Annotated in this window: 16 protein-coding genes and 1 tRNA gene; 9 read left to right on the forward strand and 8 right to left on the reverse strand. The window is 74.1% G+C overall.

The genetic code is table 11. The features are described 5' to 3' along the window. Positions 1-20: 20 nt before the first annotated feature. Together ACH9D3_RS04385 and ACH9D3_RS04390 are read right to left on the reverse strand one after the other, a co-directional pair. Positions 21-701: a response regulator gene (locus tag ACH9D3_RS04385; protein ID WP_396399486.1), complete on the reverse strand. Its 681-nt coding sequence runs from the start codon at positions 699-701 to the stop codon at positions 21-23. Next, entirely contained in the window at positions 698-1966 is a 1269-nt protein-coding gene (locus tag ACH9D3_RS04390; RefSeq protein ID WP_396410007.1) for an ATP-binding protein, read from the reverse strand. The genes ACH9D3_RS04385 and ACH9D3_RS04390 overlap by 4 nt, the downstream gene beginning before the upstream one ends. Before the next feature lie 220 nt (positions 1967-2186). On the opposite strand from ACH9D3_RS04390, the gene phoU reads away from it, so the two are divergent. Continuing rightward, a complete protein-coding gene (phoU, locus tag ACH9D3_RS04395; protein ID WP_396399488.1) occupies positions 2187-2885 on the forward strand; it encodes a phosphate signaling complex protein PhoU in 699 nt (232 codons plus the stop codon). A gap of 115 nt (positions 2886-3000) precedes the next feature. On the opposite strand, the gene ACH9D3_RS04400 is transcribed toward phoU, so the two are convergent. The 3 genes from ACH9D3_RS04400 to ACH9D3_RS04410 all read right to left on the reverse strand — a co-directional run bounded on the left by ACH9D3_RS04400 (position 3001) and on the right by ACH9D3_RS04410 (position 5358). Then, entirely contained in the window at positions 3001-3759 is a 759-nt protein-coding gene (locus tag ACH9D3_RS04400; protein WP_396399489.1) for a phosphoglyceromutase, read from the reverse strand. Between the two features lie 104 nt (positions 3760-3863). Continuing rightward, on the reverse strand, positions 3864-4178 hold the full coding sequence (locus ACH9D3_RS04405; protein ID WP_396399490.1) for a DUF2516 family protein: 315 nt from the start codon (positions 4176-4178) through the stop codon (positions 3864-3866). Between the two features lie 10 nt (positions 4179-4188). After that, on the reverse strand, positions 4189-5358 hold the full coding sequence (locus tag ACH9D3_RS04410) for a PLP-dependent transferase (protein ID WP_396410008.1): 1170 nt from the start codon (positions 5356-5358) through the stop codon (positions 4189-4191). A gap of 81 nt (positions 5359-5439) precedes the next feature. Between ACH9D3_RS04410 and tmk the strand changes: the two genes are divergently transcribed. From tmk to ACH9D3_RS04425, 3 genes are read left to right on the forward strand one after another with little or no spacing between them, the layout of a single operon-like run. Further along, the gene (gene tmk / locus ACH9D3_RS04415; protein ID WP_396399492.1) at positions 5440-6159 is read left to right on the forward strand and encodes a dTMP kinase; all 720 of its coding nucleotides are present in this window, start codon (positions 5440-5442) and stop codon (positions 6157-6159) included. Then, positions 6156-7295, forward strand: coding sequence for a DNA polymerase III subunit delta' (locus tag ACH9D3_RS04420; protein ID WP_396410009.1), 1140 nt, complete (start codon positions 6156-6158; stop codon positions 7293-7295). The genes tmk and ACH9D3_RS04420 overlap by 4 nt, the downstream gene beginning before the upstream one ends. 32 nt (positions 7296-7327) lie before the next feature. Further along, on the forward strand, positions 7328-8917 hold the full coding sequence (locus tag ACH9D3_RS04425; RefSeq protein WP_396410010.1) for an alpha/beta fold hydrolase: 1590 nt from the start codon (positions 7328-7330) through the stop codon (positions 8915-8917). Between the two features lie 58 nt (positions 8918-8975). Here ACH9D3_RS04425 and ACH9D3_RS04430 read toward each other — a convergent pair whose 3' ends face one another. Further along, positions 8976-9626, reverse strand: coding sequence for a hypothetical protein (locus tag ACH9D3_RS04430; protein WP_396410011.1), 651 nt, complete (start codon positions 9624-9626; stop codon positions 8976-8978). A gap of 158 nt (positions 9627-9784) precedes the next feature. Further along, positions 9785-10504 carry an HAD-IA family hydrolase gene (locus ACH9D3_RS04435; RefSeq protein ID WP_396410012.1) on the reverse strand — a complete coding sequence of 240 codons (720 nt, stop codon included), beginning with the start codon at positions 10502-10504 and terminating at the stop codon, positions 9785-9787. A gap of 220 nt (positions 10505-10724) precedes the next feature. On the opposite strand from ACH9D3_RS04435, the gene ACH9D3_RS04440 reads away from it, so the two are divergent. Then, positions 10725-10797, forward strand: a tRNA-Thr gene (locus tag ACH9D3_RS04440). 65 nt (positions 10798-10862) lie between these two features. On the opposite strand, the gene ACH9D3_RS04445 is transcribed toward ACH9D3_RS04440, so the two are convergent. Beyond that, positions 10863-12566 carry an ATP-binding protein gene (locus ACH9D3_RS04445; protein WP_396410013.1) on the reverse strand — a complete coding sequence of 568 codons (1704 nt, stop codon included), beginning with the start codon at positions 12564-12566 and terminating at the stop codon, positions 10863-10865. Between the two features lie 79 nt (positions 12567-12645). Between ACH9D3_RS04445 and ACH9D3_RS04450 the strand changes: the two genes are divergently transcribed. The 4 genes from ACH9D3_RS04450 to ACH9D3_RS04465 are packed head-to-tail and all read left to right on the forward strand — an operon-like array spanning position 12646 to position 16522. Further along, the gene (locus ACH9D3_RS04450; protein WP_396410014.1) at positions 12646-13755 is read left to right on the forward strand and encodes a SpoIIE family protein phosphatase; all 1110 of its coding nucleotides are present in this window, start codon (positions 12646-12648) and stop codon (positions 13753-13755) included. Continuing rightward, positions 13752-15707: a glycosyltransferase gene (locus tag ACH9D3_RS04455; RefSeq protein WP_396410015.1), complete on the forward strand. Its 1956-nt coding sequence runs from the start codon at positions 13752-13754 to the stop codon at positions 15705-15707. Before ACH9D3_RS04450 ends, ACH9D3_RS04455 begins: the two co-directional genes overlap by 4 nt. Then, entirely contained in the window at positions 15691-16023 is a 333-nt protein-coding gene (locus tag ACH9D3_RS04460; protein WP_396399500.1) for an STAS domain-containing protein, read from the forward strand. The genes ACH9D3_RS04455 and ACH9D3_RS04460 overlap by 17 nt, the downstream gene beginning before the upstream one ends. A gap of 4 nt (positions 16024-16027) precedes the next feature. Then, the gene (locus tag ACH9D3_RS04465; protein ID WP_396410016.1) at positions 16028-16522 is read left to right on the forward strand and encodes an ATP-binding protein; all 495 of its coding nucleotides are present in this window, start codon (positions 16028-16030) and stop codon (positions 16520-16522) included. Positions 16523-16669: the final 147 nt, after the last annotated feature.

Genomic DNA, 16669 nt, shown 5'->3' on the forward strand with positions numbered 1-16669 from the left:
CCGCGGGCGGCGCCGCCCGCTCACCCCTCGAACTTGTAGCCCAGGCCCCGCACCGTCACGAGGTGCTGGGGCGCGGACGGGTCGGGCTCGATCTTGGCGCGCAGCCGCTTGACGTGGACGTCGAGGGTCTTGGTGTCCCCCACGTAGTCGGAGCCCCAGACCCGGTCGATGAGCTGCCCGCGGGTCAGCACGCGCCCGGAGTTGCGCAGCAGCATCTCCAGCAGCTCGAACTCCTTGAGCGGCATCGCCACCCGCTCGCCGTGCACGCTGACCACGTGGCGCTCGATGTCCATCCGCACGGGTCCCGCCTGCACGGTCGCCGAGACGAGCTCCTCGGGCTCCCCCTGCCGGCGCAGCACCGCGCGGATCCGCGCCACGAGCTCCCGGGACGAGTACGGCTTGGTGACGTAGTCGTCGGCGCCCAGCTCGAGCCCCACGACCTTGTCGATCTCGGCGTCCTTGGCGGTGAGCATGATGATCGGAACGGACGAGCGCTGCCGCACCTGCCGGCACACCTCGGTGCCGGACAGTCCGGGGAGCATGAGGTCCAGCAGCATCAGGTCGGCGCCGGAGCGGTCGAACTCCGCCACGGCGTCGACGCCGTTGTCGACGACCTCGACCTCGAACCCCTCCTTGCCGAGCAGGTAGGAGAGCGGGTCGCTGAGGGACTCCTCGTCCTCGACGATCAGGATGCGGGTCACTGTCGGTCCTCCGTGCTCCCGGCACGCGCCGCGGGGGCGACGGGCCGTGGGGTCGATGTCTCAGGGGTGGGGTGCGCCCGGTCCGGCGCCGGTCGGGCGGACGCACCGGGAGCCGTCTGCGCGGCCTCCCCGGGGTCGTCGGCGCCCTCGATCTGGGGGATGGTCAGGGTGAACGTGGACCCGCGGCCCGGCTGCGACCACACCGTGGCCTCGCCGCCGTGCTGGGACATGACGTGCTTGACGATGCTCAGGCCCAGTCCGGTCCCGCCCGTCCTGCGGGAGCGGGCCACGTCCACCCGGTAGAACCGCTCGAAGATCCGGTCCTGCTCGTCCTCGGGGATGCCCGGGCCCTGGTCGGTCACCGAGATCTGGGCCATCCCGTTCCGCTCCCGGACGCCGATGCCCACGCGGGTGCCCTCCGGGGAGTAGTGCACGGCGTTGTCGATGAGGTTGCGCACCGCCGTGACGAGCAGGTCGGGGTCGCCGAAGACGGGGCGGGTGACGCGCCCGCCCACCGCGAGCTCGATGCCCTTGGTCTCGGCCGGGAACCGGTTGCGGTCCACGGCGTCGGCGATCACCCGGCCGAGGTCCACGGGCCGGCCCTCGGTGACCACGTCCGCGCCCTGGAGCCGGGAGAGCTCGATGATGTCCTGGACGAGCGCGGTCAGCCGGGCGGACTCCTTGTGCAGGCGCTGGGCGAAGCGGCGCACGGCCTCCTCGTCCTCGGCGGCGTCCTCGATCGCCTCGGCCAGCAGCCCGATCGCCCCCACGGGGGTCTTCAGCTCGTGCGAGACGTTGGCGACGAAGTCGTTGCGGATCGACTGCGCCCGGACGATCTCCGTCTGGTCGTCCGCGAGCAGCAGGATGTACTCCCCCGCGATGGGCGCCACCCGGACGTCGAGCACCACCGCCCCCGTCTGGAACGGGCCGCGGGACAGCTCGACCCGCTGCTCCTCGATCACGCCGCTGCGCCGGGCCCGGCGGATCATCTCCAGCATCTGGTCGTGCACCACGGTGTGCCCGCGGACCAGGCCGAAGGCGTAGGCGGCCGGGGAGGCGCGCACGACCCCGTCGACCCCGTCCACCACCACGTAGGCGCGGCCGATCACCGCGAGCACGTCCGCGGTGCCCTCGGGCAGCGTGGGCTCCTGGACGTCGGCACGGGCCCGGCGCCCGCGTCCGCTCACCCGGAGGGCGATCAGACCGCTCACCCCGAGGGCGAAGCCGAGCAGACCCGCGACGACGGCGATGGCAGTTGGACTCACGGATCCAGCTTAGGCACTCGGTGGCGCGGGGGGCCCGCACCGGACGTCACGGGCTACGGGTTCAACGAACGTTCATCCTAAGATGAGCGGAAGTTCACCCCTGACTGTGACCGTGGCGGCAGGTGTGCTCGCACCCGGCCCCCTCGTCATCCGTCCCGCGCCGCGCCGCACGCCGGCCGCGGGCCCGGCGGACGTCGCCGCATCTCGAAAGGACGCATCCGTGCGCAAGGTTTTCCAGGCAGAACTCCACCAGGTCGGAGAGGAGCTCATCCAGATCGCCACCCTCGTGCGAGAGGCCCTCGCCCGCGCCAAGGACGCCCTCCTCGACGCGGACATCCAGCTCGCCGAGGAGGTCATCTCCAACGACGCCCGGATCGACTTCCTGCAGAACGACCTCGACGAGCGCTCGATCGACATCCTCGCGCTGCAGAGCCCCGTGGCCTCGGACCTGCGCATGATCGTGGGCGCCCTGCGGATGAGCGCGTCCCTGGAGCGCGCGGGCGACCTCGCCCGCCACCTGGCCCAGGCCGTGCGCCTGCGCTACCCGGAGCCCGTCATCCCCGAGCCCCTCGTGGACACGTTCACGCGGATGTTCGACCTCGACCTGCAGATCGTGGACCGCGTCATCCAGGTGCTCCAGACCCGGGACCTCTCCCTCGCCGACGACATCTACTCGCTCAAGGGCGAGGTCAACAAGCTGCACCAGTCCGTCTTCGACGCGCTCGCCGCGCCGTCGTGGGACTGCCCGGTGCCCACCGCCGTGGACATCACGCTCTGCTCCCGCTACCTCGAGCGCATCGGGGACCACGGCGTCTCGGTGACCCGCAAGGTCTCCTACCTGGTGACCGGCGACTGGGTCCCCGCGAGCTCGGACCGCCCGACCGGCCACGGGCACGTGGGCCGCGACGGGGGCGAGTGAGCCCGAGTCCGGGCGCAGGCCGAGCCCCGTCCGGGCACGGGAAGGGGCCGGGTCCACCGCTGCGGTGGACCCGGCCCCTGCTCGTTCTGCCCCGTTCCGAGGTGGTCTGCCGGGTCTACTTCTTGCCCTGGTTCGCGACCGCCTGGATCGAGCTCGCGGCGGCCTCGGGGTCGAGGTACTCGCCGCCGGCCACGACCGGGCGGAGGTCCTCGTCCAGCTCGTAGTAGAGCGGGATGCCCGTGGGGATGTTCAGGGCCGAGATGTCGTCGTCGGAGATGCCGTCGAGGTGCTTCACGAGCGCCCGCAGGGAGTTGCCGTGCGCGGCCACGATGACCGTCCGCCCGGCCTGCAGATCGGGGACGATCTCCTGCTCCCAGTAGGGCAGGAAGCGGTCGAGGACGTCCTTGAGGCACTCCGTGCGGGGAGGGTTCTCGACGTCGTCGTACCGGGGGTCGCCGGCCTGGGAGTACTGGTCGGAGTCGTCGAGCTCGGGCGGCGGGACGTCGTAGGAGCGGCGCCACGTCATGAACTGCTCGTCGCCGTACTCCTCGCGGACCTGGGTCTTGTCCTTGCCCTGCAGGTCACCGTAGTGGCGCTCGTTGAGCCGCCACGACCGCTTCACGGGGATCCAGTGCCGGTCCGCCCGGTCCAGCGCGAGGTGGGCGGTGGTGATCGCCCGGCGCAGCAGGGACGTGTGCAGGACGTCCGGGGCGATCCCCTTCTCGACGAGCAGCTCACCGCCGCGGACGGCTTCCTCGCGCCCCTTCTCGGTCAGGTCCACGTCCACCCACCCGGTGAACAGGTTCTTCTCGTTCCAGTCGGACTGTCCGTGCCGGAGCAGGACGAGCTTGTACGGTGCTGATTCGGTAGCCATGGCCCCATTCTTCCACCCGGGCGGGAGCGCGGGACAAGCGCGGGTCGCGGTCGGGTCCGTGTCGCCCGCTCAGCGACGGGGCCGCCGGCCGGGCCGGGCGCCGGTCACCAGTTGTTGGGGCCCTTGGACTCCAGGCCCACCGCCGGGCGGACGTCGGCGAGGTAGACGCCCACGGCCGTGCCCGCGATGAGCAGGATGAACAGGCTCGGCCGCAGCAGCAGCAGGGTGAGGATCGTGAACGCGAGGGAGCCCCCCGTGAGCGCCAGCCAGAAGCCCTTGGTGCGCTTGAAGGCGCGCTGGAACTGCACCGGCGCCTTGGTCAGGCAGTCCACGAAGGCCCACACGGCCAGGCCGGCGACGACCAGCGCGAGCGCGATGTCGATGAAACGCACGATATAGAAGACCCAGGGAATGTCCACGGGGCCCAGCCTACCGGTCGATCCCGGACAGGACGCGATCGAGGTCCTCCCAGAGGTCCTCGACGTTCTCGATGCCCACCGACAGGCGCAGCAGGGTCTCCGGGACGCTGCGCGGTTCCTCGTGGTGCCGGCGCCGCCGCTCGATCAGCGACTCCACCCCGCCGAGCGAGGTCGCGGGGGTCCACACCCGCACGCCGTCCACGGCGGCCTCGACGGCGGCGACGTCCCCCGCGGGGACGATCGCCACGACGGAGCCGAAGCCGTCCATCTGCGCCGCGGCGCGCTCGTGCCCGGGATCCCCGGGCAGGCCCGGGTAGCGGACCTCGAGCACGGCCGGGTGCTGACGGAGCCGGCGGGCGAGCTCCCCGGCGGTGGCCGCGGAGCGCTCGACCCGCAGCGCGAGGGTGCGCATCCCCCGCAGCGCGAGCCAGGCCTCGAACGGCCCCGGGATCGCGCCGTGCAGGGTGCGGTGCCCCTTCAGCCGGTCCCGCAGGGCGGGGTCGGAGGTGACGGCCGCCCCCAGGACGACGTCGGAGTGCCCCGCCAGGTACTTGGTCACGGAGTGCACCACGACGTCGGCGCCGTGCTCGAGCGGACGCTGCAGCAGCGGGGTGGCGAACGTGTTGTCCACGCACGTGAGCACGCCGCGCGCGCGGGCCGCGGCGAGCAGCGCCGGGAGGTCGGCGACCTCGAGCATGGGGTTGGTGGGGCTCTCGAGCCAGAGCATGTCGGCGGAGTCGAGGGCGGCCACGACCTCCTCGGTGTCCGCGACGTCCACGGTGCCGACCGTGAGCATTCCGCGCGACTCGAGGTCGGCGACCAGGGCCAGGGAGCCCTGGTAGCTGTGCCGGGGCATGACCAGGCGCCCGCCCACCGGGACGAGCGCGAGCACCGACGCGATCGCGGCCAGGCCCGACGCGTAGGCCAGCGCGGGCAGCTGCGCCTGCTCGAGCCGGGCCAGCACGTCCTCGAGGTCCTCCCACGTGGGATTGCTGTAGCGCCCGTAGGCCCGGTCCGCGGGGACGGACCCGCCGGAGCCGCGGTAGGTCGAGGTCAGGACGATGGACGGGCCGACCGGCGCGTCGTGCTCCGGCGCGGGCCGCCCGCCGGAGACCACCACCGTGTCCGGGCGGAGGGTGGCGGAGCCGTGGGCGGACGGGATCTCGGGGCGCGCAGTCATGGGCCCAGGGTAGCGGCCCGCGCCCTCCCCCTCCGCGCGGGGCCGGGGCACGCCGTCCGCGGGGGTGGCTAGGCTGGTGCCGTGACCTCCCGACCGGACCCCGCTCCGCCGACCGCCTCCGCCGCGGACACCTCCCCCGCGCCGTCCGGGCGCGGGTTCTTCGTCGTGTTCGAGGGCGGCGACGGCGCCGGGAAGTCCACCCAGGTCGGCCGCCTCGTGGACGCCCTGCGCGCCGAGGGGCACGACGCCCTGCGCACGCGGGAGCCCGGGGGGACCCCGCTGGGCGAGAAGGTGCGGGACCTCGTGCTGGACCCGGCGCACGGCCCGGTCGACCCCCGCACCGAGGCCCTGCTGTTCGCCGCGGCCCGCGCCGCCCACGTGGCCCAGCTCATCCGCCCCGCGCTGGCCGCCGGGCGGACCGTGGTCTGCGACCGGTTCGCCGACTCGTCCGCCGCCTACCAGGGCGCCGGGCGCGGCCTCGGGCTCGACCGCGTCGCGGAGCTCAACGCGTGGGCCACGGCCGGGCTCGTCCCCGACCTGACCGTCCTGCTGGACGTGCCGTCCGGAACGGGACGTGCGCGCCGGGAGGCCCGCGACGGCACCTCGGGCGACCGCCTGGAGACCGAGCCCGACGCGTTCCACGACGCGAACCGGAGGGCGTTCCTCGAGCTCGCGCACCGGGATCCGGGGCGCTACCTGGTGCTCGACGCCACCCGGCCGGCCGGCGAGATCGCCGCCGCCGTGCGCGCCCGCCTCACCGGGCTCCCCCGGTTCCCCGCCGCCGTGGAGGCCGGCGCGTGAGCGTGTGGGACCAGCTGCTGGGGCAGGACGCCGTGGTGGCCCAGCTGCGGCGCGCCGCCCAGGAGGAGCGGCCCACCCACGCGTGGCTGTTCACCGGTCCGCCCGGATCCGGGCGCTCCAACGCGGCGCTCGCGTTCGCCGCGGCCCTGCTGTGCGAGCAGGAGGACCCGGCCGACCGCGGGTGCGGGCAGTGCCACGCGTGCCGCACCGTGCTGGCCAGCTCGCACGCGGACCTCACCCACTTCGTCACGGAGAACCCGCAGATCACCATCGAGGAGGCCCGCGAGCTCGTCGTCCGCGCCCAGGACCGCCCGTCGGTGGGCCGCTGGCGCGTCATGGTGGTCGAGGACGCGGACCGCATGGTGGAGCGCACCTCGAACGTCATGCTCAAGGCGGTCGAGGAGCCCCCGCCCAACACGATCTGGCTGCTGTGCGCCCCGAGCCCCATGGACGTGCTCGTGACCATCCGCTCGCGCTGCCGTCCGGCCACCCTGAAGGTCCCCGCCGTGGCGGACGTGGCCGAGCTGCTGATCCGCCGCCACGGGGTGCCCCGCCGGCGCGCGGAGGAGAGCGCCCGGCTGGCGCAGTCGCACGTGGGGATCGCCAAGCGGCTCGCCCTCTACGACGACGCCCGGACCCGGCGGCAGGAGGTCGTCTCCATGCCCCTGAAGCTCTCCGGGGTCCCTGACGCCGTCCGTGCCGCGGACCGGCTGCACAAGATCGCCGTGGAGGAGTCCCAGGCGGACGCCGAGTCCCGCAACGAGTCGGAGCGGAAGCAGCTGCTCGTGGCCCTGGGCGCACCGGACTCCGGCCGCGTGCCACCGGCCATCCGCGGCGCCCTCAACCGGCTCGAGGCGGACCAGAAGCGCAGGTCCCGGCGGATCCAGACGGACACCCTCGACCGCTTCCTCATCGACCTCACCACGTTCTACCGCGACGTCCTGACCCTCCAGCTGCGCACGGGCTCCGCCCTGGTCAACGAGCACCTGGCCGAGCAGCTGCGGGACCACGCGTCCAACTCCACCCCCGAGCGCACCCTGCACCGTATCGACGTGATCAGCCGCACCCGGGACCGGATCCGCACCAACGTCAGCGCGCAGCTGGCGTTCGAGGCCATGGCCGTGTCCCTGCTCTGACCCCGCCCGAACTCCCACCCCCAAGGAGCCCCATGATCCGCCGCGCCGACCCCCCACGCCGCGCCTTCCTGCCCGCCACCGCCGCCCTGACCGCCGCCGGCCTGCTCCTGGGCGGCTGCTCCGCCCCCGGCGCGGGCGCCACGGGGGAACCGACCTCGGGGGGCGCGAGCGGCGCCGTCGTCGCGGGCAGTCCCGAGGAGCTGCAGCGCTTCTACACGCAGACCGTGACCTGGGGGGACTGCGAGTTCGAGGTGGAGACGGGAGGCGCGGAGGACGACCTCCAGTGCGCCGGCGTCGAGGTGCCCCTGGACTACGACGACCCGGCCGGCGGGTCGACCACCGTGGTGATGTCACGCCTGCCCGCCCGCGGGGACGCCCGCGGCAGCCTGCTCCTGAACCCCGGCGGCCCCGGGGCCTCCGGGGTGGACGCGATGCTCTACGCGCCGTACACGGTCACCCGTGACGTGCGCGAGGCCTACGACGTCGTGGGCTTCGATCCGCGGGGCGTGAGCCGCTCCGCGGGCATCGAGTGCCTCGACGACGCGGAGCTGGACGCCTGGCGCGCCGAGCCGATGGTCGACCCGCAGGAGCGGCCGGCCGAGCGGATCCGGGAGGAGTACGCACGGCTCGGCGCCGCGTGCGTGGAGGACGCCGGCGAGCTCGTGGCCGAGATGGACACCGCGAGCGCCGCCCGGGACATGGACGTGCTGCGGGCCGTCCTCGGCGACGAGCGGACGACCTACCTGGGCTTCTCCTACGGCACCCACCTGGGGGCGGTCTACGCCGATCTGTTCCCCGGGCGGGTCGGCCGGTTCGTGCTCGACGGCGGTGTGGACCCCACCCTGAGCGACATGGAGGCCACCGCCGACCAGGCCGAGGGCTTCGAGGACAACCTGCGGCACTGGGTGCGGCAGTGCCAGTCCGAGTTCCGGGACTGCGTGGTGGCCGGTCTCTCCGTGGACGAGGCGACGGCCCGGATCCAGGAGCTGATCGCCTCGGTCGAGGAGGAGCCCGTGACCGCCGCCGACGGCCGGCGGGTCACCGCCACCAACGTGGTCGAGGGCATCCTGGGGCCGCTCTACGCGACGACCACCTACGAGACGCTCAACGAGGCCCTGGGCGAGGCCTTCGACGGCGACTTCTCCCGCCTGCTCGCGCAGTCCGACGCCACCCACGGGCGCGATGCCGAGGGCCGGTACACGAACAACACCACCATGGCGTTCACCGCGGTCAACTGCCTCGACCGGCCCGACGGGACGGTCACGGCCGAGCAGATGGCACAGCACCAGGAGCGGCTCGAGCAGGTCTCGCCGACCTTCGGCCCGTACCTGGGCTACGGGGACGCCGCGTGCCAGGGATGGCCGGCGGCGCCGGCGGGCGACCTGGCGCCGCTCGACGCCGCGGGGGCCGACCCGGTCCTGGTCGTGGGCACGACCCACGACCCCGCGACCCCCTACCGCTGGTCCGAGGCGCTCGTGGCACAGCTCGACGACGCCCGGCTGCTGACCTACGACAGCTACGGCCACACCGCCTACACGGCGGGCAACAGCTGCGTGCAGGATGCCGTGGACGCGTACCTGCTCGAGGGCGAGCTCCCCGCGGAGGGCACGACCTGCTCCTGAACCGCGCGGGCCGGCCCCGCCCGCCGGCCGGCCCCGCACGGTCCCGGGGCGGGGCGGGTCACTGCGGGTCCAGCCCCTCCCGCTGGATCCAGCCGCCCGCGCGGAAGGCCAGCGCCAGCAGGCCGAGGAACACCCCCGCGACGAGCACGATCCCGTCGGTCTCACCGAAGGAGTAGTCGTTGACGAAGGGGGCCCGTCCGAGCTCGACGCCGAGGTCGGCGAGGATCCGCTCCTGGGCCGCGGCGAACAGGAGCGGCCCCAGCAGGGACAGTCCCACGAGGGCGGCCGAGCAGGCCGTCAGGCCCACGGTCAGGATCCGCCCGAACGGTCTGCGGATGTAGATGCGGTAGCACACGTACGCGAGGAACCCGCAGATGCCGGCCGCCACCGTGGAGCCGAGCGCGAGCGTCAGCGCGTAGAGGACCATGCTCGACGGGTGCGCTCCCGCCACGCCCAGGTGCACGTGGTCGTACCCCTGCGACGAGAGCCCCGGGCCCAGGTCCAGCACGTCGGGCGCGGTCACCGCCGCGGCCTCCAGCCACAGGTCGGCGGTCCCCTGGCGGGCCCGCACCACGGACTCGACCCCGGCCAGCAGGCAGACGAGCCCCAGGAGCCCGAAGGCGGTCATCGTGCCCAGCACGACCACCCGCTGGGAGGTCCGCCACGGCCGGGGCCGGACGCGGTGGGGAGACGGGGGCGCGCTGTCCATGGTGTCCTCCGCGGTGTGCTGGGGGCCGACGACGACGGCCGGGCATTCGCCGGCCGTCCTCCAGCATGCCAACAACCGGGGCCGCCGTCGTCCCGGCTGCCGGCACGGGTCACCGGCACGTGTTGCCGGCACGCGGTCCACCGGCGCCGGAGCGGGCCTCAGCCCCACCTCGGCACGGGCGCCCGGACGAGGCCGGGGAGGTCACGGACCGAGTCGACCACCACGTGGGCCCCGGCCGCACGCAGGGACGCGGCGTCGTGCGCGCCCGTGCGGACGCCGACCACGGCGGCGGACCCGGCGCGGAGCCCGGCCTGCACGTCCGCGGCGGTGTCCCCCACCACCATGACCCGGCGGACGTCGCCCAGGTCCAGGGCCAGCACGGCGGTGAGCACCATGTCCGGCCAGGGTCGTCCGCGCCCCGCGTCCGAGGGACACAGGCTGAGGTCGGCGAGACCCGTCCAGCCGAGCCGCTCGAGGAGCGTGTTGAGGCTGTGCCGGTCGTAGCCGGTGGCCAGGCAGACCCGCAGGCCGGCCTCGCGCAGCTCCGTGACCGCCTGCTCCGCGCCCTCCACCGGGTGGACGCCCTCGGTGGCCAGCAGCTCGTCGAGGTGCCGCCCGAAGTCCCGCACGGCCTGCCGCGCCCGCACGGGCTCCGTGGCGAACAGCTGCTCGAGCACCTCGGACCTCGACCGGCCCAGGGTGCCCCGGAGGTGGTGGAGCATCCGCCCGTACCGCTCCGACCCGGGGTCGACGCCGAGCCCGGTCACGGTGCGCTCGAAGGCCCGCTCCATGATCCCGTCGTCGTGGAACACGGTCCCGGACATGTCCAGGAAGGCCAGCTCGAGGTCCGGCGCGAGGCCGCCGTCGGGTGGTCGCACTGGGCCGCTCCTGTTCCGGGCGGGCCGCAGCGGACCGCCCCGTCGTCGTTGCGTCCAGGCTGCGCCCCCGGCGCCCGTGCCGGTAAGGCACCGCGGCCGACGATCCGGTGAACACGCGGGGGCGGCCGTGCCGCGCCCGGCCGCCCCCGATTGGGGGCGCCGTGGCGCTCTCTGCTACAGTTTCACCTGCACTGAGCCCGTCCCGGACGGTGACGTGCACGCCTCCTTAGCTCAGTCGGTAGAGCGTTTCACTCGTAATGAAAAGGTCGTCGGTTCGATTCCGACAGGAGGCTCCGGCAGCTCGGAGGCCCCGGACCCGCCAGGGTCCGGGGCCTCCGACGTCGCCGGCCCGGGAGCCTCAGCCGGAGCGGCGGACGCCCCCCTGCGCGGCCACCGCGACGGGCCTGTCCTGGCGGACCGGGAGGTCGAGGGTGAAGACGGTCCCCTCCCCCGGCGCGGTGTCGCAGCGGATGGTGCCGCCGTGGCGCTCGACGATCTCGCGCACCACCGCGAGGCCGAGGCCCAGCCCCGGGATCGCGCTCATCCGGGCGTTGCGGCTGCGGAAGAACCGGTCGAAGACGTCCGTGGCGTCCTCCGGGTGCATCCCCATGCCGCGGTCGGCCACCTGCACCTGCACGGTGGTCCCGGCCGGGGCCAGCCGGACCGTGACCGGTCCGCCGTCCGGGGAGTACTTGATGGCGTTCGAGAGCAGGTTGTCGAACACCTGGCCGAGACGCACCGGGTCGCAGTCCAGGACCAGGCGGGACGGGGCGTCGACCCGCAGGTCGACCCCGGCCTCCGCGGCGCGCAGCCCGGCCGCCGAGACGGACTGCTGCACCACCTGCACGAGGTCGGTCTCCACGGACTGCAGCTCCAGCACGGAGCCGGCGGTGCGGAGCAGGTCCTCCACCAGGACCAGCAGCTGGTCGGCGTTGCGCTCGATGACCTCGAGCCCGGAGCGGACGTGCCCCGGGAGCCGCTCGTCCATGGCCAGCAGCTCGGTGTAGCCGCGGATGGACGTCAGCGGCGTGCGCAGCTCGTGGGAGACACCGGCGAGGAAGTCGTCCTTGGCCTGCAGCGCGGTCACGAGCTCGGTCACGTCGTGGAACGACAGGACCGACCCCTCGGGGTGCCCGCGCTCGTCGCGGAGCACGCGGGCGGACACGGAGAGCACCCGCTGGGCGGGAGGATCCCCCGCCCAGATCAGGGTGTCGGAGAAGGACTCGCCGCGGATGGCACGGAGGGCGGGCCGCCGGTCCGGCGGCAGCGGCGTCCCGTCCGCGTCCGCGTAGACGCGCAGGTCCGCCTCGGCGCCGTCCCGCATCCCCTCCGGCAGCGACAGCTCGTGGATCCGGTGCTGGCGCCGGTTCATGAGGACGTCGTGACCGTGCTCGTCGATCGCGAGCACGCCCACGTCCACGGTGTCGAGCACGGTGTCCAGGAGCCGCTCCCGCCGGGCGGTCACGGCCAGCAGCCGGCGCAGCTCGGCGTCCTTGGCCGCCAGCTCGGCGTTCTGGCGCTCCATGCTGGTCGAGAGCACCTGGACGGTGAGCCCGATGCCCAGCAACATGAACGGGATCAGCAGGGGGGCCGCGAACAGCCCTGCGCTCAGCGGCCGGGGCGGGACGAGGAGCGGGACCCACACCATGGCGAGGGTCAGGGCGAACCCCAGTGGTGCGGACGCCCGGGGCAGCCGCCCGGAGCCGGTGAGCCAGACGACGGGGAAGGCCGCCATGATGCCCACCCCCGTCACGGTGCTCAGCGTGCCCTCCCGGAGCAGGGTGATGGGGACGAAGTCCAGGACCGGGATCACGAGCCACGCGCCGTAGGGCAGCCGGTCCCACGGCACCAGCACGCACAGGACCGTCAGCGCCACCGTGAGCGCCAGGCCCAACTGCACGCGCAGGTCGTCGCGCAGCGGCTCGTGCACGAACCAGATCCCGGCGACGAGGACGACGGTCGTCACGAAGAACGGCAGCTGGCTGAGGAGCACGCGCACGCGCATCGACAGCTCGTGGAAGCTGATCCGGTCGAGGGAGAGGACGGTGAGCAATCGGTCCACGGGAGATCTCTTCCGACAAGGTGCGCCATCCCCGGGGGGTCGGGATGACAATTGCAAAGAATAGCGGCTTAATGGGTCCATGACCCCTCCCCCCCAGGGTCGCCGTGCCATCGTGATCGAAGACCACGACGACATCCGCAACCTCCTCGCCCAGACCATCGGCATGCGCGGTTTCGCCGTGACGACCGCCGCGACCGGTCTCGAGGGCATCGAGGCCGTGCGCCGCGACGGTGCCGACCTCATCACCCTGGACCTCAACCTCCCGGACCTGGACGGCCTGGAGGTCTGCCGGCGGGTGCGCGAGTTCTCCGACGCCTACCTGCTCATGGTCACGGCCCGTCCGGGCGAGATCGACCGGCTGGAGGGCCTCGAGCTCGGGGCGGACGACTACATCAGCAAGCCGTTCAGCCCCCGCGAGCTGCAGGCCCGGATCGAGGCGATGTTCCGCCGGCCGCGCGCCCGGGCCGAGCAGGCCGACGCCGAGGAGCTGCGCCGCGCGGCCGAGGTCCAGCGCAGCCTGCTGCCCGCGGCCGCCCCCTTCGTGCCCGGCTACGACGTGGCCGGTGCGTGCCGGCCCTCGCGCAGCGTGGGCGGGGACTTCTTCGACTGGTACGCGGCCGGGGACGAGCTCCAGGTCTCCCTGGCGGACGCCATGGGCAAGGGCATGGGCGCCGCACTCATCGCCGCCACCGTCCGCGCGGTGCTGCGCTCGGCGGCCGGGGAGCCGGACATGGCGCGGGCCTTCCGCACCACCTGCCGGCACCTCGAGCACGACCTCGCCCACTCCGACTCCTTCGTCACGCTCTTCCACGCCCGCCTGGACACGGCCCGGGCGGTCGTGGACTACGTCGACGCGGGTCACGGACTCGGCCTGCACGTGCGTGCGGACGGGGTCGACCGGCTGCGGACGGGAGGTCCCCCAGTGGGAGCGGTGCCCGGGACCGAGTGGGAGCCCGGCCGGATCGCCCTCGCGCCCGGCGAGGCGCTCGTCGTCGTCAGCGACGGCCTCCTCGACGCGTACGAGGACGTCGAGGAGGCCGTGCGGGCCGTCGCGGACGTGGTCTCCCGGCACGAGGACGCCGAGAGCGCCTGCACCGCGGTCCTCGACCTGGCCAGCGGGCAGGCGCTGTCCGACGACGTCACCGCCGTGGTCGTCCGGCGCCGGCCCGAGCCGCGGGCCGCCCCGTGAACCGCTCCCTCGTCCGGCTGCTCGTCCTCCTGACGGTCCTGCTGGGCGTCAACTACCTCGCCTGGCGCTGGCTCGAGTCGCTGAACTGGTCCGCGTGGTGGATCGCCGTGCCCCTCGTGCTGGCCGAGACCTACAGCCTGGTCCACGTCGCCCTCTTCGGGCTCACCGTGTGGCGGCCGAGGCTCCGGGGCGAGGCCGGCGACCCGCCCGCCGGCGCCACGGTGGACGTCCTCGTCTCCACCTCCGACGAACCCCTCGACCAGGTGCTGCGCACGGCACTGGCGGCGCAGGCGATCCGGTACCCGCACCGCACCTGGATCCTCGACGACGGGGCCCGCCCCGAGCTGGGGGCGCTCGCCGCCGGGCACGGGCTGGGCTACCTGGCCCGCGGCGAGGACCGGACCGGCCGGCCGCAGCCCGCCGGAGCACGCGGCCTCGACCACGCCCTGACGGCGACCGAGGGCGAGTTCCTCCTGCTCCTCGACGCGGACCAGGTGCCCGACCCGGAGATCCTGGACCGCACCCTGGGCTGGTTCGGCGACCGCGAGGTGGCGCTCGTCCAGACGCCGCTGTGGTTCGCCGGCGTGCCCGACCACGACCCGCTCGGCAGCCAGGACCCCCTGTTCCACGGCCCGGTCCAGCAGGGCAAGGACGGCTGGGACGCCGCCCTCTTCTGCGGCACGAACGCGATCCTGCGCCGCGAGGCGCTCCTGCAGCTCGGGCGCTCCGGCCACCTCGAGGAGACCGAGCGCGACGTCAAGGCGTCCCTGGCCCGCACGCGGGCCGCCCTGCGGAGGGCACGCCGGTCCCCGGAGGCCGCGAACCCCGTCGTCTCGGGCATGCTCGACGACGTCGAGGCCGCCACCGAGCGGGCCCGCACCGAGCTGAGAGCCGGCGCCCCCCTCGCGGAGCTGACCCACCGGCTGCAGCGGGAGGTGGACGCGGCGGCGCGGCGGACCGTGACCCGGGACTTCTCGCAGATCGAGGCGGACCTCGCCTCGATCGCGGCCCTGGAGCTGCCCCCGGAGGACGGCATGGTGTGGCCGGACGAGCTCGCGGCCGCCGTGGACCGGATGTCCCGCCGCGACCTCTCCCCGCTGGCCGCCGTGGAGCCGGTCCGCCGGGTCCTCGAGGCCGTCTCCGCGGATCGGCCCGGGGAGGCCCGGCCGGTGGTGCCGCTCGCCACGATCCCGGTCGCCGAGGACATGGCCCTGACCACGCGCCTCCACGGCCTGGGCCGGCGCAGCGTCTACCACCACGAGATCCTGGTCCGCGGCGTGGCCCCCGAGGACCTCGGGACCGTGCTCGCCCGGCGCCGGCACCGGGCCCGGGCCACGGTGCAGGTCCTGCTCCGGGAGAACCCGCTGCTGCAGCGCCGGCTCGGGTGGGGTCAGCGGCTCATGCACTTCGCCACGATGTGGAGCTGTCTCGGCGGCTTCGCGGCCGTCGTCTACTTCGCCGCCCCGATCGTCTACCTGGTGCTCGGCGTCCTGCCGGTCACCAGCCTCGACGGCGACTTCTTCGCCCGGTTCGTCCCCTTCGTGGTGGTGCACCAGCTGCTGGTCCTCGTGGTGGCACGGGGCATCCCCACCTGGCGGACCCGGCAGTACCGCCTGGCCCTGTTCCCCGTCTGGATCGGGGCGTGCACCACGGCCGCGCGCACCGTCTGGTCCGGCCGGCCCCCCGGCCTCGCGGTCGAGCCCGGGGTGCGGCAGGACGCCGGCCCCGCCTGGCACCTCGTCCGCCCGCAGCTGGTGGTGATGGGCATGCTGGCCGCGGCCCTCGTGGTCGGGGCCCTCCGGCTGGCCGTGGGGCTCAACGAGCCGGTGGGGACCCTCGTCAACGTGGCCTGGGCCGCCTTCGACCTGGTGGTGCTGAGCGTGCTCGTCACCGCCGCAAGATACCCGGGTCCCGACCCGGAGAAGAGGAGTGCCGATGCAGTTCACGGTTGAGCAGAAGCCGAGGTTCGCCCACATCACGGGCACCGGACGGCTCAACATGGTGGGAGCGCCCGGCCTGCGGGAGATCGTGGCGAAGGTCGTGGAGGAGGGCAGCAGCCACGTGGTGGTCGACCTCGGCGGCACCGAGTTCATGGACTCCTCCGGCCTGGGGGCCCTCATCGGGTGCCTCAAACTGGCCCGTCAGGCCGGCGGCGACCTGCGCATCGCGAACGTCCGCCCCCAGGTGCGGATGGTCCTCGAGCTGACCAGCATGCACCGCGTCCTGACCCCGTACGACACCGCCGACGCGGCCTTCGCCGATGAGTGAGCCGATGAGTGAGCCGACGTCCCGCCGGTCCCGCCGCGGCCCGGCCACGGCCCGGACCGTGGACGCCCTGCACGAGGACCTGGACGCCCTGTGGGACGAGGCCGCGTTCGTGCCCGAGACGGACCGGATGGCCTTCACCCTCGCGGTCGTGGAGGCGGCCGGAAACGTGGTGGTGCACGCGGTCCCGGCGGCGGAGGAACCCATCGAGCTCGCGGTGGACCTGGCCGCGGGCGCGCACCGGCTGGAGGCGAGGATCTACGAGATCGGCGCCGCACCGGCCCAGGTGGACCTCGCCGGCTCCATGGCGCCGGAGCACCTCGAGTCCGGGCGCGGGCTCGCCCTGATCCAGGCCCTGGTGAGCCGGGTGGTGTTCGAGCGCCACGGCGACACGAACGTCTGGAAGCTCCGCCGGGAGTACGGGAGGACCGAGGAGCAGCGCCCTCCGCAGGACGTCGAGGAGCCCCGCGACCCCCCGGCCACCGGGGCGGACGTCCCCTGATTTGCGGATGTAAACTGTCGGTCGGGGTGCCTAGACTTCTGTCCAGGACAACACGTCAGGGGGCTCCCGTTGTCACCACTTGCGTCCCGTCGGGGACCGCTCCGGAGCCCCGCCGCCGGGGGAGAACGGCGGCGGGGCACAGGCGGA

Origin of the sequence: Kocuria kalidii (assembly GCF_044462225.1) — a bacterium.
GTDB classification, from domain to species: Bacteria; Actinomycetota; Actinomycetes; order Actinomycetales; family Micrococcaceae; genus Kocuria; species Kocuria kalidii.